Origin of the sequence: Microcoleus sp. PH2017_34_RAT_O_A (genome assembly GCF_020737885.1) — a bacterium.
Taxonomy (GTDB): Bacteria; Cyanobacteriota; Cyanobacteriia; order Cyanobacteriales; family Microcoleaceae; genus Microcoleus.
The window spans coordinates 1-16,480 of sequence record NZ_JAEQDD010000073.1 but is presented as its reverse complement, the minus strand read 5'-3'; the positions used below and the strand labels follow the sequence as shown (position 1 = coordinate 16,480).

Here is a 16,480-nt window from a genome sequence, read left to right as displayed (position 1 = left end):
CTTTTTTTTAAATGTTTTGCAGAAATATAAAAAAGCACTCCAACAATGGTTGGTATGTGAATTATAGTACATTGGAAGGCGTGGGCGATCGAGTCCAGAGAACTCCGACAGCAACAACTTCCGTAAAGGAGGAGAAATATGAGCGAGGAAATTAAGGTGCGATCGAGTAGTGGGAATATTTTTACCCTAGTCGCTACCGACGGCTAAATTCTGTATTTCTTCCGATCAATATAATCATCAATATTATTTAGCATATGAGTTAGATATTTCACCAATTTATCTTTATCATCAACTAACTTGCTCCAAAGTATTTGACTCGAAGCATCACAAAACGAAACATTTCCATGTGCCAAATCGCATCGGATCTTAACCACAAAATTCAGAATGTCATCTATTTCTCTACTCGCAACTCCTAAATCCCCAAAAAAGCCATACATATCTATGAGTTCTTTGATAGTTTTAGCATCCAAATTTCCAGATATGGGAATATTAGATGGATCTAACGAAACCATCTCATCATCTAAAACTGATCTAATTAATTCCTGAAGATTGTCAGCGATCGAATCTTTTTTGATATATGAGTCTCTGAAACTTTTACTTTTATCATTCAGCAACCACAATCTCTTGATTTTCTGACTTAAATCTTTATAAGTTAATTGCTCGATTAAGATAATATCATGAATTGCAGTTATACCATTTCTAATAGAGGATTCGACAAGATTGTATAATAGCAGGTAACAATGAGACTGCAAGATTTTTTTGATATCGCTATCAACAATATATTCACCTGATGGGAAGATGATTGATTTAGCAGACAATGCACCAAGTTGTTCAATTTTATCTACTAATTCAAAATATTTCTGGATTTCTGCCACTCGCCTATTAAAGTCTTTAATGAACTCTTTCATAAACTTTGACTTAAAAGCTTATCCTTAGCATAGTCAATTCTTGGCTTCATATTCTCAGGCTTATGAGTTTGGTAGCAGACTATTGGAATTACGAGTTGGATCGATATTACTGGTGTTGATGCGATAGAAAATATTACTTATTACTCTCTCATCAGCTTTGTCTGAGAGAACTATCATTCTGAGCGAAGTGTTTTTAAACTTTCTTTGGCGTGAAGGTGCGAGATCCTTAAAATAGGAACCATTTAGAGAATCTAATGTTTCGAGGTTGCTCAGTTGCAACTGATTTGTTAGGAAAGCTGCCAGAGTCATCACCCTCTGAGCTCCATCAACAATCGCTACTTTTCCAGTTTCTTCGATTTCTGCGACAATCATGGCAGCAATAGGCACACCAAGAATAATGGATTCAATGAATAAAGATTGATGATTAATATCCCATCTCAATTTTTTTTGAAATTCAGGGAGATAAATCTCACCGAGCCCGGCATCATCTTGTTCCAGGTATTTATCGACTATGAATTCGATGGCATATTCTGTGGTATAGTAGTCAATCTTTTGCTTTATTTCGTCAATCTGCTCTTCGGCGATATTGATGATGTCTTGCCTAAGTGCTTGAGACATAAGAACGAACCTGCGTTTATAATAACAAGGACATACAAAGATACTTCAACCTTGGTTGGTATCTGTATTATAATACATTGGCAGGCATGGGCGATCGGGGTTTTGATTAAGCTTTCTTAATTTACAATAAATTTATTGTAAATTAATAACTCCATTGATTGAGAACAACAAACTGATTATTGAGGTCATATTCTGCTATCTCTAAATTATCAATTGCCTTTACTATCGCCTGATAACTCATATTCTTAGAAGCTTCAGAATCTTGGTAAACTGCCAAAATTCCTGAATGTTCTGGGTTGGCTTGATGTAATTCCTGAAAGTCATCACAATTGCGTGTAAGCAGGACTCTTTCATTTTTTCTAGCAGCGTCTAGCACGACTGAATCGGGATGATTCATTAAATTCAGTGTATTGACTGTGGCTACATCATGACCGGCTGCTTGAAGTAGATTAACCAAATATTTTGCTTGAGAATCTTCGTCAAGCAGCATTTGTAGACTCAAGTCGAACTCCTTTTGCTTCCAATCGATAGCGTTCTTCGTCTGCTTCTAATTTTAAAAGTTCCTGATGATTCTCACAGTAATCAATCGCTTCATAGATAGCAGACAGCGGTAAATCCCAATTTTCGGCGGCTTGTTCGGGTGACATCCCATTAGCAGTCATGTCTCGCCAAATAGTCGATGCCAGTAATTTACGTCCTTTAATGTACAGTTGTTTGCGCCAAGCATGAGGACGTGCAACTAAATATTGCCAATTCTCGATTTCTGGTGTAGTTTGGAGCGATTGAACGATCGCACTTAGCAGGGCAAGGCGATCGCTGACTGAGAGTTGACAGGCTTTTTCTTTAAGCTGTTGCAAGGACATATAAAACTCCAACAAAGGTTGGTATCTGAATTATAGTGGGCTTTTACAAGGATTGGAATCACTCTTGCTGCTGGGCTGACTAACTCGCCCTCACGGTTCATAAACTTGACTGCGATGGGCTATCGCCACAACAAATACCTGTACCACTTCATCCTCGATCGAGTAAATGACTCTGTAGTCACCGATTCGGTAGCGATAGTACCCTGCATAATCTCCTTTGAGGGCTTTAATATTAGGGTGCGATCGGGGAGTTTGTTCTAACTGCTCCAAACATCGGGCAATTTTATTCGCTAGGGCTTTGTCAGCATTGACATAAACCTTTTGAGCATCAGGATGGAGAAGAACTTCATACATCAGATCGAAGACTTCTCCAGTTTGTATAATCAGTTTTAAGAGTTGCTTCATTTTGCTTAACTCGCTCTAGCAATCCAGAAATTGCCAAAAGTTCTTGAGTTGCAGCTTCGCTTTCAGCATTGGCTAAATAAGCTGCAAAATCAGCAAGCACCTGTAATCGTTCTGGTGATAGTTGCTGGAGTAAGTCGTTAAGCTGGCGGTGTAACTCTGTCACAGATATCAAATCTGCTGAGGAGCGATCGTTCATTTGGGAATTATCCGTGCTTTTTTCCTCATTTTACCGCATAGGTTTTTTGTTTGTCAATCTCCAGTTGCGATCGCACTAACGAAACATAATGAAGTCACAAACTAAAGCTGCAACCAAAAACTTTGGCTAACGCTTTATCATCGTTTTTAATCTGATGCAGCACCATGTATCAGTAAACATCTTCGTTGTTGTTCATTCACAATCAAAAATGTGAAGCCCCAAATTATGAAGTCCCATAACTCATCGTCTACACCGAAGGCTGGATTGTACTGAAAAAATCGAGAATTTTCATAATCAATACACGCATTGACATTACGCCAAAATCCTATGGTCAGGTTCTGTTTTTTGTGCTTGTCCACATTCTTGAACCCGTCTGACGGATTTATGCGAGCAATAAAGGTATTGACTCTGGTAGTCAACCATGTGAGACCGTGATGGCACTCGCACATAGTTGCAAGATGAGGGTGTGTTCTTGGATAAGCTAGTTGCATTAAACTCTGCAATTCCGAACCAGGTATTACTTCCTGAAGATTCTCTCGAATAGCTAATTCATCCAATGTTTGCGATTCTAATTCATTATCCTCAAGCTGTATTCCTTTAGCGCTAAACCGGACGACATAGTTGCAACCATCTAAGCAACAACTCATAGCTTCCATGTAGCCGTTCAACTTAGCAATTTCAGGTGTGTTGTGCAATTTCATATAATTAAACTGTTATCGATGTGAAAATTGAATGGGAATACAACACCTAAAACAAAGACCGCTCAAGATGAGAACTCTAACTTATAATTGTATCGAAGATGCGGTACAAGACGCAATATGAGCAGAAATAATGCAATTAATACACGCGATATCATGCTACACTAAAGCTAGGTAAATGACTGTTGATACTGATGACTATTTTTTAGACATCCGGTATGAGTGGCAGACGGCGAATCCGAATACGGCTTGGCTCGATCGAAATGGCAGAGCCTTGTTCTAGATCCTCCTCGCACTGAGCAATTACCATCAGCAGTAAATCCATTAATGCTTGGGCGCGTAACCTTTCAATCCGAACGCGAATAACTGAGGGAGAAACTGCTTCATCAAGTGCTAGTAATGTATGAAAATCTGCATCGAGGGTAACAACTACACGTTCCTCTTCTCTGGCTTTCTGGATGATTTCGGCATCTTCGGCTTGAGACATACCAATTTCACCAACATGGATGGTGTCGATACTTGCATCACGTAATAATGCTGCCGCAGAAAGTGGTAATCCCTGGTCAAGCAACAGCTTCATAACGATTAGGTAGTTCAATGATCCGATCGTCAAGATAAGAGGATACAAAAATTAGAGCTTGTCGGATATCTTCATCCTCTAATTCTGGAAACTCTTGATGTAGTTCTGCTCGATCGGGATAAGTTGCTAGCAGCTCGATTACCCGACGAACAGTCAGCCGAAGCTCGCGAATACATGGTTGCCCATTCATTCGCTTGGGATTGCTTGTAATACGATCTATTTTCATTGCTCCTAATCTCAACTCTTACTTATTATTTTATATCTCATCTTGCCAGTTCGGAAACTTAGACTGATAAATTCTCGCTTGCCTTGGGTGAAATCGCAAATCAAAATCAAGTGCGGTACAAGACATGATATAATCTAAAATACTGCAAATTGCTAGTGAATGTCAAAAGCTAAGTAGATAATTTTATATACTCATGACTATTTTTACTCTACGATCGATCAAAAAAGACTTCGGCATCAAGGAACTCTTGACAAATGCCAGTTTCAGCCTGGATGAAGGCGATAAAGTCGGACTCATCGGTACCAACGGTTCCGGGAAATCAACGCTGCTGAAGATGATTGCGGGCTTGGAGTCGATCGACTCTGGCGATCGCTGGGTCAATCCAGGCTCTACAATTGTCTATCTGCCGCAACAGCCGGATTTAGACGAAAGTCACACGGTTTTAGAGCAAGTATTTGCCGACAGCGGCGAACAAATGGCTTTGGTGCGGGAATATGAAGAAATTTCGGATGAATTGTCCCACGGTAAAGGCGATACCGACAAGTTGATGGCGCGTCTGTCTACTGTCTCGGCGCGCATTGATGAGGTGGGCGCGTGGGATTTGGAAACTAAGGCTAAATTGATTTTGACGAAGCTGGGGATTGAGGATTTTCATGCCAAAATTGGCGACTTGTCCGGTGGCTACCGCAAGCGAATTGCCTTAGCAACGGCGCTGTTGTCTGAACCTGATGTGTTGTTGATGGATGAACCGACAAACCACTTGGATGCGCTGTCTGTGGAGTGGTTGCAGAACTATTTGAACGGCTATCGCGGTGCTTTGTTGCTGATTACGCACGATCGCTATTTTCTCGATCGCGTTACCAATCGCATCCTAGAGATCGATCGCGCCGACCTATACAATTATGCTGGCAATTACGCTTATTACTTGGAGAAAAAAGCCCTAGCGGAAGAATCCGCCGCCAGCACTCAGCGCAAATTTTCCGGAGTATTGCGGCGTGAGTTGGAATGGCTCAAGAAGGGGCCGAAAGCGCGCAGTACGAAGCAAAAAGCTCGGATCGATCGCATTAAGGATATGCGCGCAGAGGAGTTTAAAACAGCCAATGGTAAAGTCGAGATTGCCACAGCGGGCCGCCGAATTGGCAAGAAAGTCATTGAGTTGTTGAATATCCGTAAAGCCTATGGCGATCGCACTTTAATCAAAGATTTTACCTACAATTTCACTCCCGAAGACCGGATTGGGATTATTGGCTGCAACGGCGCCGGCAAATCGACGCTGATGGATATCATCACCGGACGCATTCAGCCGGATTCTGGTACTGTGGAAATTGGCACAACCATTCATATCGGTTATTTCGACCAGCATTCAGAGGATTTGACACCGAATGAAGACCAGCGGGTGATTGAATATCTCAAAAGTGTGGCGGAATTGGTGCAAACGGCGGATGGGGAAATCATTACCGCTTCTCAAATGCTGGAAAAGTTTCTGTTTCCGCCCAACCAACAGTATGCACCCATTAACAAGCTTTCGGGCGGCGAAAAGCGCAGGTTATTTTTGCTGAAAGTGCTGATGAGTGCGCCCAACGTGCTGATTCTCGACGAACCCACAAACGACCTAGACGTGCAGACTCTGGCGGTTTTAGAGGATTATCTCGAAGACTTTAACGGCTGCGTAATTGTAGTATCGCACGATCGCTATTTTCTCGATCGGACGATCGACATGGTGTTCGCCTTGGAACCTGGCGGCAATTTGCGTTTATATCCCGGCAATTACTCAGTGTATTTAGATTACAAGAAAGCCGAAGAAGCCAAAGAACTCAAAGGACAAAAAGACAAAGAAAAACTTACACGCACCGCTGAATCCAACAATTCATCAGCCAAAGTTGCTCCTCAAAAATCAACTAAAGTTTCCTTCAATGATAAGCGGGAATACGAGCAATTAGAGACTAAAATTCCGAAGCTGGAAGCAGAGAAAGCAGAGATTGAGAAGATTTTGTCCAACAATGCTCCGAGCGGCTTTGCGGAGGTGAAGAAGTTATCCGATCGTTTGGCTAAATTGACTCACGAAATTGATACTGCGACTGAGCGGTGGTTGGACTTAGCCGAACGGCTGGGGTAATTTTGGTTGTCCGAGTGTTGTGTTTGGCTCCTGTTAACAATGACAGGAGCTAGAGGAATTATAAGTAAAAAAATCCCATGCTGAAACGAATATATATTGACAATTTTCGCTGTCTGGTAAACTTTGAACTTGACTTTGATGCAATTAATCTATTTCTAGGTGCTAACGGTTCAGGTAAATCGACTGTTTTTGAAGTATTGCAAAAAATTCAAGCATTTATCAGCGGCGACAGTAAGGTAGAAGGAATTTTCAAACCTGCGGACTTCACCCGCTGGCAAACCTTACAAATTCAGCGTTTCGAGCTAGAAATTCTCGGTAATGACGGCTGCTACACATATCAATTACAAATCGATGAGTATGGAGATAAATGTCGTGTTAGGTACGAGAGTCTGCTCTTTGATAACCGACTTTTACTACAATTTGAATTCGGCGAAGTTCAACTCTATCGAGATGATTATTCGCCAGGCCCGAAATACCAGTTTGACTGGTCGCAATCTATTCTGCCTTCATTAATGCCAAGAAACGACAACACGAAGTTAACTTGGTTTAGAGAACGGATGGCGCGATTTATCATCGTGCAAGTTGTTCCCAGCTTGATGGTTGATGAAAGCAAGCAAGAACAAATGCGTTTGACTCCAAAAATGGAAAATTTTGTTTCTTGGTATCGCTACTTATCTGAAGATCAAGGTAAGGTTGCGGAAATAGGAAATATTTTAAAAGATGTTTTGAATGGATTCAACAATTTTAAATTTGAGCGAGTCAGCGAAGAAAATGTGTTGTTAAAACTGCGGTTTTCAGGAGAAACAGACAATATCAAACCAATTGAATATCGCTTGGGAGAATTGTCGGATGGACAAAAAACCCTAGTTGCTTTATATACCCTGATTCACGGTACAAAATCTGAAGACTATACTTTGTGGATTGATGAACCGGAAAACTTTTTAGCATTACCAGAAATTCAACCTTGGCTGATTGAACTTTATGACCTTTGTAACGAGGGAAAACTTCAAGCTTTACTAATTTCTCACCATCCTGAGTTAATTAACTATCTGTTAGCTTCACCGATTGGCTATTGGTTTGAGCGTCAAAGCAATGCTGCGGTTCGAGTTAAACGAATTAGTAGTGAAGTAGCTGATAATTCTGGATTGCCAGTTTCTGAATTGATTGCACGGGGATGGTTGAATGAGTCAGCGTAGAGTTCAGATTGTCATTCTCTGCGAGGACAGACAGCAGGAGGTTTTTGCCCGTCATTTCCTGAAAAAGCGAGGTTTCACAGGTCTATTTCGGACTAAGATTTGTCCGCCCGGTAGCCAATCTGGAGAACAGTATGTACGCAGTCAGTATCCGGTGGAAGTGAAAGCTTATCGCCAGAATAAAAACCGGGTATCGATCGCATTAGTGGTATTAATTGATGCAGATACGGGTACGCCACAAGACAGACTAAATCAGTTAGCTAGTATACTCGATCAAGATGCTCAGGAAAAGAGGGAATCCCATGAGGCGATCGCAATTTTCGTCCCCAAGCGCAATATTGAGACTTGGATACACTATTTGCAGGGAGAAACTGTGAATGAGGAGGATGCTTACGCAAAATATGAGAAAAATGAGGCTATTTGCAAAACCTATGTTGAGAATTTAGCCGATCGATGTTATTCTCAAAGCTTACCAGAAGATGCACCGCGATCGCTTCAGGCAGCTTGTGGAGAATTACAGCGGTTATTATCACTGTTGGATCAATGAGTTAATCAATCATAAAATCTAAAATCTAAAATCGATTGACTGCTGTCGCTGTCATCATCCCCCAAAACCAATCGATTTTGTATCGTTCAATTTCAACTTCTTGCAATCCCTCACTTTGCATCATCGCTTGACATTCAGCGACTCCATAGGTACGGAAATGAGCGCGATTAAAACATCGCAGGAAAAAGTCACAAACCTTGCAAGTTAGATAATCATAACACCAATCTGTAATCACTAGACGACCATTAGGTTTGAGAACCCGTTTTGCTTCTTGGAGTGCTTGGAATGGATCTCGAAAAAAATGAAATGCACTGGTTGAAACTACTAGATCAAAATAGTTGCTGGGAAATGGCAGGTTGTCAGCACTACCTAGTTTTAACTCCACAAATTCAGGTAGTTTCTGTTTGGCAATTTCGAGCATTTCGGCACAGGTGTCTACTCCGAAAACCTCTGCTTCTGGAGACACCTGTAACAGACGTTGAATTAAAACCCCGGTTCCACAACCAAGGTCTAAAATATGTTCCCCTTGATTAATGTCTAGACGGTTGAGTGTTTCCTCTATTGTGGTATTGATATAAAATGACCAGCGACTATCATATCGCTTGGCGAGGCGAGAATATTCTGTTTGAACTGGATCTGAGTACATGATTTTTAATTAGAAGGAAGACATAATAAGCTGTTCCGCATCTAAGTTAGGTTTTTTGTGCGGGCGAGACGCCCACCCCACAATAATTTTATCAAAATCTAAGTGAATTTTTCGGGCGAGACGCCCACTCCACAATAATTTTATCAAACTTAACTGTGAAATTTAGATGCACCTCAGCTTATTAGATGAAAGCTCGGAACTGTCTTATTTTATTTTGGATTTTACAGCCCGAGATTCTAATGTAAATCCGGGAATATCTGCTAATTCTGTTTCACTCAAACTGTACTGTTCGCAAACCAAACTCAGGCGAGTCCCAGGACTTGTAACTGCATTCACAGAATGGGTTAAGTCTCCTTGGAAATACACCAGCGTATTTGCTTCTGGCTTAATTTGCCCGACTTGTTTTTTGTGACAGCGCAACACCAACTCTCCGCCTTCGAGATTTATTGGTACTTGCACATACAATACGCTGACTGTCGCGGGCGGTTCAACTGTTTTGCAATACGATCGCAAAGATCGATATGCGGATCGACGCGAGAACCTTCTTTCAGCAGTAGAGGGTTGAGGTAAAAAGCATTACAAGCTGACTGTAGGGCTTGGTCTAGATAGGGTTTGAAGCAGGGGAATTTCTGTTCGACTTGTGCAATCTCTGAACGCTGGAATACCAGTGAAAACCCTTTTGTACCGATGAAGTCGCGGTTGAGATTATTGATGGCAAAATAAGGAGATGCGAGAATTGCTCCGCGCAAATCGTTGAGATAAGTAGTGGAGAAAGCGTTAAGATGTTTGCTATAGTATTTCAAGGAATTCAAAGGTAATGTTGACGATTTCTTTGTAACTTTTTTAAATGGCAAAAATAAATACTATTTAACTGCCATCCTAAATGTTTGGCAATATCTCATACATTAATATATAGCCTTTCTCAAAAAAGTGAGGTATGCCCGCGAGTCCTATGCTCTATGCCCTATGCCCTATGCCCATTAGTACCTCATCTTTCTGAGAAAGGCTATAACCTTCTTTTTTTATAGATGTAACTGTATTTTTTCACCAGGTAATTCTATTTGTCCCTTATATTGTATTTCAATAGTCATTGGTGTCAATTCTTGAATTCTCCAATTCTCCAATTCTTCAATCGATTAGCCGTAAAGTCAAGTTGTGTGTCTAGAGCCGGGGAAAGCCCTGAATGGGCATTGACAAAAAAACTAAAATGTGTATGAGACTAAGGCTGAGTAAAAGTGGCAGCAGAAATTAGCAGGCAAAAAGGCGGAAAACAGCTTGCTTCAGAAGTAGAGACCGGGCAATAAGTTTGCCAAAGACTAAAAATTTTGTTATGAGTTGAGCTACAATTAACCTGTTCTAAGCCAAGAATTGGTCAACATCACAAGTATCCTGTAGAAATCTGAAGTTGAGAATCTCAGAGTTGTCGAGGAGCGGGAGCCAACAAAAAACTATGCCTCAAAAAGTAATCGCCAAACAGATGTCCTTGGAATCAGCGTCCGATCCGATCGCCGTGGTGGCGACCGTCGAAACAGTGCCATCCGAAACAGTGGCAGTAGAGTCCTACGCCGATCGGTTGATGGACGAACTGTTTGAAGGAGTCGATCGAGCATTCGACGGCAGCGAGGGACTGCCAGCCGAGCAGATGCCACCAGCAGAATTCGTGGCGCTAAAATCCATCTCGGTACCTCAAATAGTTTTGTCGCAGTTGGCGCCAGAACCTCCGCGAGGCGGGGAACAAGAGGTAGCAGCGATCGCCCGCCAAGTCGCCCTAGAAACAACCAAAAAACAGTCCAAACAATCATTTGACCGAATCCTGCTAGGAGCAGCCTGTGGGTCGCTGCTTCTAGTCATGGGATTGTGGCTGGCAAGCAGGTCGGGACTGGTGCGCTTGCCCGCAGCCCCGACCCCGCAGACGCCGGCAGCAAGTGGCAAAATTGCACCAGACACCCAGTTTGTCGAATACGTGCAGCGATCGCTAGTAGCGATCGAACAAAAAAAAGCTCCTCAGGCTAACTCGCAACTTGCCACAGTTCCGGGAGCCGCAACCCCAGGAACACTCCCGAGCATTTCAATTTCCGGCGCGCCACCGGCAACCGCAGGTCTTTCGACAGCAGTCAACCGCATCGCGAATGCCCTAGAACAAGCCGCCGCCGCGCCGGGAGCACCTGCACCCCAAGTCGTAGTCATCCCTCCCCCCGCTCAGGTGACTGTGGCTCCGGCGGCTCCGACTCAGGTGAATGTGGCGGTTCCGGCAGCTTCTCAAACCGCAGCAGGTTCGCCTTCACCGTCAGCCTCTGCCTCCGGTCGCGCGATCGCCACCGCTGGCAATCGCAGTCCCCTCGCGGCTGCTGCTTCCCCCTCGGAGTCTGTGCAGCCAAAGATTTTGGCTCGCGAAACTGAATCAGCACCAGCGCCAGCAGCAGGGCAATCCGCGCCAGCGCCCCAGCAATCGGCAGCGGCTGTTACCGGCGCGCCGACTTCCGCCCAGACGCTAGTGGGGATTTTGGAATTGGGCGATCGATCGGCTGCTTTGTTTGAAGTAGACGGTGTAGCCCGCAGAATTTATGTCGGTGAAAGCATCGGCGCTAGCGGTTGGACTCTGGCAGAAATCAAAAATCAAGAAGCAGTTATCCGCAAGGGTGGAGATGTGCGATCGGTTTTTGTCGGACAAAAGTTCTAATCCGTTAGTTGACAGTTGACAGTTGTCAGTTGTCAGTTGTCAGTTGTCATATCAATTCCGGTAGCATCGTCCTGTATTCAGCTCTCTATTCTCGGACTCTGTGTCAATAGTGTTCTAGAAAGGTTAAATCACCTGACCATGCAACCGGAAACGATATCAGTTATCAGTTGTCAGTTGCGGTGCCTTGAGCGAAGTCGAAGGGTCAGTTGTTAGTAGCTAATAAATCGATCGCTGGGGAATCTCCACTGCTAAAAACGAATAACAAATAACCAATAACAAATAACCAATAACACAGAATTTTCATAAAAAATGAGCATATTTGATGATGTCAGCCGCTTTCTAGAAACCCGATTAGAAGAATTTTTGCGTAGCAACCCCCACCTGGAATTGCAGGCAATAGAAGAACAACTCAAGGAACAAGAAGAAGACACCCTGCGACTGATTCTAGAGATTCAGAAACAAGAGAAAACACTGCAAGCAGAAATTCTGTCCGCCGCCCAAGAAATTCAGCGCTGGAACGATCGCGCCAACAAAGCCAAAGCAGCTCAAAGGCTGGATCTCGCTCAAGCCGCCCAAGAGCGACAAGCAGCTTTGCTGCGTCAGGGAAATCAGCGCTGGGGACAAATGCAAGGCTGCAAAGAACGGATAGAAAAAGCCAAAGAATTGTACCGCCAAATTCAATTGCGCCGAAAAGAAGTCCGGGCCAAAGCCGCAGAAGCGAAAACTAAAACTACCGCTAAAGCAGATAAAACTGAGCAGAATTGGGATACAAAGGGTTGGAATCAGAGTTCTAATTATAACAGTTTTAAGGCGGCAGACCCTCTAGAACAAAAGTTTCAAAACTGGGAAGCTGAGGAAGAACTCGATCGCATGAAACGCAATATGGGTCGATAAGCTGCTGGGCGAGCGAGAGATAGCGTGCTATGTTCCAGAGGAGAATTTGAGGAGTGGGGAACAGTTCCGGGAAATATACAATTTAAATCCGCAACAGCCGATCGAGAGTATCCCTGTTGAACAATAATTTTTGTTAATTCTGTACCCATATATTCGTAAATATGCAATAAATCTCCAATCTCCAATCTCCAATCTCCAACGGCAGGACAGGGATTTTGGCAAATCCAGCCTATCGCTCATAACATAGGAGGAAGAGTCGCCTTCATGGCATCATAGAAACTTGTCCCTCATATCATTGAAATCGATGACAGCTCAAAAATCCCCAGTTTCCCCCGTCACCTGGATTGAAGACCGAGTGCTGCTAATTGAGCAAAACCGACTGCCCAAAGAATACGCTACAGTCGAAATTACCAACTCTCAAGATATGGCTGAGGCGATTAAAACTATGATCGTGCGAGGTGCTCCGGCGATTGGGGTAGCAGCAGCTTACGGGATGTATTTGGGTGCGAGGGAAATCGAAACGGGCGATCGCACTGAATTTCTGGCTAAACTAGAACAAGTTGGTGAATTATTGCGATCGACTCGTCCCACAGCAGTTAATTTGTTTTGGGCAATATCCCGAATGCTCAAAACAGCAAATCAAACTAGCGGTTCCGTCGAACAAGTACAAAAAACTTTGTTAGAAATGGCTAAAACCATTCAAGCAGAAGACGTACAAACTTGTAAAGATATCGGCGACAAAGGTTTAGAAGTTCTACCAGCAACACCAGAAAAATTGAACTTACTAACTCACTGCAATGCCGGTGCGTTAGCCACAGCCGGCTACGGTACAGCATTAGGTGTATTTCGTTCTGCTTGGCGAGAAGGCCGACTCGGCAGAGTTTTTGCTGACGAAACTCGCCCCCGTCTCCAAGGCGCCAAACTCACCACTTGGGAATGCGTGCAAGAAGGAATTCCCGTCACATTAATCGCCGACAATATGGCCGCCCACTGCATGAAACTCGGCATGATTCACGCCGTAGTTGTCGGTGCAGACAGAATCGCTGCTAACGGCGACGCCGCCAATAAAATTGGCACTTACAGTTTAGCAATTGTTGCCAAAGCTCACAACGTCCCCTTCTTTGTCGCCGCTCCTCTGTCAACAATTGATTTTGAACTTTCCGACGGTAGCCAAATCCCCATTGAAGAACGCGATTCAGTTGAAATGTATCAAGTTGGAACTACCCGAATTTGTCCTGAAGGAGTAGAATTTTACAATCCAGCTTTTGATGTAACTCCGGCTGCATTAATCTCGGGAATCATCACAGAATACGGCACGGTTGCTCCGGAAGATTTGAAACAGTTTCAAGCAAAACAATTAGTTTAATTGTATGTTACTCCACCGCTCAGTTCATGATTAATTTTTGCGAATAATACTGCTTTGGCTAATTAGGTCGAGCGATGAATTTGACGTAAAATATGTAGCCAAAGCCGCAGATATGTAAAGACACGGCCGTGCGGTGTCCTACCGCCATTCAAGTTTTAAGCAATGGTAAAAACATGATTTATAGCTCTCGTAACCAGCAGATAAAAATTGCGATCGCAACTCTAATTATACCAGTTTTGTTTCCTACAGTGGCTCATGCTCAGTTGTCGCCAACCCTTAAAACTCAGGAATCAGCAGCCAAACAATATGTGGTAGAAATGAATAAAGCTCAGCAAGACTACTATCGCAATAATACGGGTTTTACAAGTTCTGTTTCTAATCTAGCTCTCGGCATTAAAGCTGACACAGCTAATTACAAATATTCAATTGATACAGTAAACAAAGCTGTATTTAATTATGCAGTGTCGAATCAATCTAATCTCAAAAGTTTTGTGGGTGGAGTCTTTTTGGCAGGAAATAAGACCCAAACAATCTTGTGTCTAAATGTTGCTTCTGGCAAGATTAAACCAGCTAAGCCAACAATGGATACTAAAGGGGTTGTAGCCTGCGGTGCTAATACAGCAAAAGTTGCTCAATAAATTATCTCTAATTGATGTGTAATTTAGCAGATAATTGGATAGTAAGTGCAGATATAGCTAAGGAGTTGCTGTCACGAGGAGCTACCTTGCTCGATGCTCGCGCACCTATTTTAAAGTGGTTTTGCCGTCTCCCGCCAGCTATTCCCGTAACTTGGCAGGAATTTTCGCGATCGCACTTTCCGCACAAAGGCAAAATTCTCGAAGATGATGCAATCTTAACAGAAAAACTGCAAGCACTGGGAATTTGTCAAGACCAACCTGTAATCGCGATCGCCAATTCCGTGAAAGGATGGGGCGAAGACGGGCGGATTGTTTGGATGCTGCGAAGTTTGGGACACGAAAAAGCTGTTTTTGTAGGTGGAGGATATCAAGCTTTAGTCAAAGCTGGAATTTCTCATGTAACAGGTACAAATAATCCACCTCAGCCCGGAGATTTTATCGTATCTCGCCGCTCGACTTGGGAAATCAATCGGGATGATTTAAAAGCTATTTTAGGCAATGATAATTTAGCAGTTATTGATGCCCGAGAGCCGCGAGAATATGCAGGTAAAACACCTTACGGAGAAACGCGGGGCGGCCACATTCCCGGGGCAATTCACCTTTATTACAAACAGTTGATGGACAAGCAGGGACAACTCCTCTCTCGCGGGGAAATTGTCGAAATCTTGCGGCAGAAAGGTGTTTCGCTGTCAACTAAAATTGTGAGTTATTGTAGTGGCGGAATTAGGTCTGCGTGGTTGACTTCGGTGTTGACAAGTTTCGGCTTTGATGCTAAGAATTATCCAGGTTCAATGTGGGAATGGTCGGCTTCGCCTGCTGATAGCTATCCGTTGGAAAAAAGTCGTAGGATAAGTCAGTAGGTTTAAGATTTATAGAATTTTAAGTCCATTATCCGCCATCAAAAGAGGTTCGTAGTGAGGACTTCAGTCCGCATCTCTCATTAAAGGACTGAAGTCCTTACTACAAACCAAATTTACAAAAGAGGTTCGTAGTGAGGACTTCAGTCCGCATCTCTCATTAAAGGACTGAAGTCCTTACTACAAACCAAATTTACTGTTTTTTTAGAAGTAACGTGCGTCTAATTAAGGCACCCTACTAAGCTTTGATAAAACCCGCTAATTTATCAGGAATTGAACCTTGATAAACCGACGGGTTTCAGGTTGAAGCATCTCAACCGACTTGTTCGATATACTGAGCGAGATCGTCGCGCAGGCGGCTCAGTTCGGCTTCGGTGGTGACGCGCAGGCGATCGTCCCTAACCGTAATCAGCACTTTCGCAGCAAAAGGAGTCGCCCAAATATTTGGGTTGCAGAAAACCTCCAAAAATACATCCCCTGCATACCGATATTCCATCGGTTTTTGGGGAGAAGCTTTAGCACCAGCGGTTTTGGCTGCTACGGCTTTCAAGCTGTCCATCAAAGTGGCGATCGCACTTTGCAAATCCCGCGCAGCTTCCGGGGAAAAGCTAAACGAGACAGAACCTTCAACTAAATTCAGTGTCAGCGGAGAAAGAGACATGGGCAATGAAATTTAATATACAATCGTTAATGCTAAAAAATATAGTAACCCAAAAGAAGTACGTTCCAGCTCAATTGGACTGCGAGAATGCTATTAATTGAAACTTCTCTCAACAAGCTTGGCTAAATTAATGAAAATAAATCTAGTTGCAAGCTAGATTCTATAATACTTTTAACCTTTCGTGACTTGATACGCTTTAAACTAGAAGCCAGAAAACTCGATCGCTGATAGAGGAGATTCTATGGTTGCCGATAACCGTTCCGAAGTCCGCAAGGTTTTAATCATTACCTTAGGGACTTCCAAATAAATAATCATGCCAATACTGGCTCAGGGCGGTAAAAAATATCGATAAACCATTTACCGAGATTCAAGGGTTTGTCGTTGACCA

The 16,480-nt window shown here is 43.2% G+C and carries 21 protein-coding genes; 8 read left to right on the top strand and 13 right to left on the bottom strand.

Annotation, left to right across the window (positions count from 1 at the left end; translation table 11 throughout):
* Nucleotides 1-203: 203 nt before the first annotated feature.
* The 9 genes from JGK11_RS22225 to JGK11_RS22185 all read right to left on the bottom strand — a co-directional run bounded on the left by JGK11_RS22225 (nt 204) and on the right by JGK11_RS22185 (nt 4,494).
* The gene (locus tag JGK11_RS22225; RefSeq protein ID WP_293212916.1) at nt 204-908 is read right to left on the bottom strand and encodes an MAE_28990/MAE_18760 family HEPN-like nuclease; all 705 of its coding nucleotides are present in this window, start codon (nt 906-908) and stop codon (nt 204-206) included.
* A gap of 60 nt (nt 909-968) precedes the next feature.
* Nucleotides 969-1,526, bottom strand: a complete 558-nt coding sequence (locus JGK11_RS22220) for a DUF262 domain-containing protein (RefSeq protein WP_293212914.1) — start codon at nt 1,524-1,526, stop codon at nt 969-971.
* Between the two features lie 142 nt (nt 1,527-1,668).
* Nucleotides 1,669-2,016, bottom strand: coding sequence for a DUF5615 family PIN-like protein (locus JGK11_RS22215; RefSeq protein ID WP_293183170.1), 348 nt, complete (start codon nt 2,014-2,016; stop codon nt 1,669-1,671).
* On the bottom strand, nt 2,006-2,389 hold the full coding sequence (locus tag JGK11_RS22210) for a hypothetical protein (protein WP_293183168.1): 384 nt from the start codon (nt 2,387-2,389) through the stop codon (nt 2,006-2,008). The genes JGK11_RS22215 and JGK11_RS22210 overlap by 11 nt, the downstream gene beginning before the upstream one ends.
* Nucleotides 2,390-2,479: 90 nt before the next feature.
* Nucleotides 2,480-2,743, bottom strand: a complete 264-nt coding sequence (locus JGK11_RS22205; RefSeq protein WP_293183166.1) for a type II toxin-antitoxin system RelE/ParE family toxin — start codon at nt 2,741-2,743, stop codon at nt 2,480-2,482.
* Nucleotides 2,736-2,990: a hypothetical protein gene (locus tag JGK11_RS22200; protein ID WP_293183164.1), complete on the bottom strand. Its 255-nt coding sequence runs from the start codon at nt 2,988-2,990 to the stop codon at nt 2,736-2,738. The genes JGK11_RS22205 and JGK11_RS22200 overlap by 8 nt, the downstream gene beginning before the upstream one ends.
* Before the next feature lie 146 nt (nt 2,991-3,136).
* Nucleotides 3,137-3,691 (bottom strand): hypothetical protein, encoded by a 555-nt coding sequence (locus JGK11_RS22195; RefSeq protein ID WP_293183162.1) that lies wholly within the window; start codon nt 3,689-3,691, stop codon nt 3,137-3,139.
* 202 nt (nt 3,692-3,893) lie between these two features.
* A complete protein-coding gene (locus JGK11_RS22190; protein WP_293183160.1) occupies nt 3,894-4,268 on the bottom strand; it encodes a DUF5615 family PIN-like protein in 375 nt (124 codons plus the stop codon).
* A complete protein-coding gene (locus tag JGK11_RS22185; protein ID WP_293183159.1) occupies nt 4,252-4,494 on the bottom strand; it encodes a DUF433 domain-containing protein in 243 nt (80 codons plus the stop codon). The genes JGK11_RS22190 and JGK11_RS22185 overlap by 17 nt, the downstream gene beginning before the upstream one ends.
* A gap of 193 nt (nt 4,495-4,687) precedes the next feature.
* Here JGK11_RS22185 and JGK11_RS22180 point away from each other — a divergent pair, with 193 nt between their 5' ends.
* From JGK11_RS22180 to JGK11_RS22170, 3 genes are all read left to right on the top strand, one after another.
* On the top strand, nt 4,688-6,610 hold the full coding sequence (locus tag JGK11_RS22180) for an ABC-F family ATP-binding cassette domain-containing protein (protein WP_293183157.1): 1,923 nt from the start codon (nt 4,688-4,690) through the stop codon (nt 6,608-6,610).
* A gap of 77 nt (nt 6,611-6,687) precedes the next feature.
* Nucleotides 6,688-7,806, top strand: a complete 1,119-nt coding sequence (locus JGK11_RS22175; RefSeq protein ID WP_293183155.1) for an AAA family ATPase — start codon at nt 6,688-6,690, stop codon at nt 7,804-7,806.
* Nucleotides 7,793-8,350: a hypothetical protein gene (locus JGK11_RS22170; RefSeq protein WP_293212912.1), complete on the top strand. Its 558-nt coding sequence runs from the start codon at nt 7,793-7,795 to the stop codon at nt 8,348-8,350. The genes JGK11_RS22175 and JGK11_RS22170 overlap by 14 nt, the downstream gene beginning before the upstream one ends.
* A gap of 25 nt (nt 8,351-8,375) precedes the next feature.
* Here the strand turns inward: JGK11_RS22170 and JGK11_RS22165 are convergent, their stop codons facing one another.
* The 3 genes from JGK11_RS22165 to JGK11_RS22155 form a co-directional block, all read right to left on the bottom strand.
* A complete protein-coding gene (locus JGK11_RS22165) occupies nt 8,376-8,996 on the bottom strand; it encodes a methyltransferase domain-containing protein (RefSeq protein WP_293212910.1) in 621 nt (206 codons plus the stop codon).
* Nucleotides 8,997-9,200: 204 nt separating this feature from the next.
* Nucleotides 9,201-9,455, bottom strand: a complete 255-nt coding sequence (locus JGK11_RS22160) for a 2OG-Fe(II) oxygenase (protein WP_293192247.1) — start codon at nt 9,453-9,455, stop codon at nt 9,201-9,203.
* On the bottom strand, nt 9,440-9,808 hold the full coding sequence (locus JGK11_RS22155; protein ID WP_293205675.1) for a hypothetical protein: 369 nt from the start codon (nt 9,806-9,808) through the stop codon (nt 9,440-9,442). The genes JGK11_RS22160 and JGK11_RS22155 overlap by 16 nt, the downstream gene beginning before the upstream one ends.
* Nucleotides 9,809-10,446: 638 nt before the next feature.
* On the opposite strand from JGK11_RS22155, the gene JGK11_RS22150 reads away from it, so the two are divergent.
* The 5 genes from JGK11_RS22150 to JGK11_RS22130 all read left to right on the top strand — a co-directional run bounded on the left by JGK11_RS22150 (nt 10,447) and on the right by JGK11_RS22130 (nt 15,434).
* Nucleotides 10,447-11,676: a hypothetical protein gene (locus tag JGK11_RS22150; RefSeq protein ID WP_293183147.1), complete on the top strand. Its 1,230-nt coding sequence runs from the start codon at nt 10,447-10,449 to the stop codon at nt 11,674-11,676.
* A gap of 309 nt (nt 11,677-11,985) precedes the next feature.
* The gene (locus JGK11_RS22145) at nt 11,986-12,570 is read left to right on the top strand and encodes a TIGR04376 family protein (protein WP_293183144.1); all 585 of its coding nucleotides are present in this window, start codon (nt 11,986-11,988) and stop codon (nt 12,568-12,570) included.
* 304 nt (nt 12,571-12,874) lie between these two features.
* A complete protein-coding gene (mtnA, locus tag JGK11_RS22140) occupies nt 12,875-13,936 on the top strand; it encodes an S-methyl-5-thioribose-1-phosphate isomerase (RefSeq protein WP_293192251.1) in 1,062 nt (353 codons plus the stop codon).
* 128 nt (nt 13,937-14,064) lie between these two features.
* Entirely contained in the window at nt 14,065-14,574 is a 510-nt protein-coding gene (locus tag JGK11_RS22135) for a type IV pilin-like G/H family protein (RefSeq protein WP_293183140.1), read from the top strand.
* Nucleotides 14,575-14,588: 14 nt separating this feature from the next.
* Nucleotides 14,589-15,434 carry a rhodanese-like domain-containing protein gene (locus JGK11_RS22130; RefSeq protein WP_293212908.1) on the top strand — a complete coding sequence of 282 codons (846 nt, stop codon included), beginning with the start codon at nt 14,589-14,591 and terminating at the stop codon, nt 15,432-15,434.
* Between the two features lie 310 nt (nt 15,435-15,744).
* On the opposite strand, the gene JGK11_RS22125 is transcribed toward JGK11_RS22130, so the two are convergent.
* Nucleotides 15,745-16,092, bottom strand: coding sequence for a hypothetical protein (locus JGK11_RS22125; protein ID WP_293183136.1), 348 nt, complete (start codon nt 16,090-16,092; stop codon nt 15,745-15,747).
* Nucleotides 16,093-16,480 lie beyond the last annotated feature (388 nt).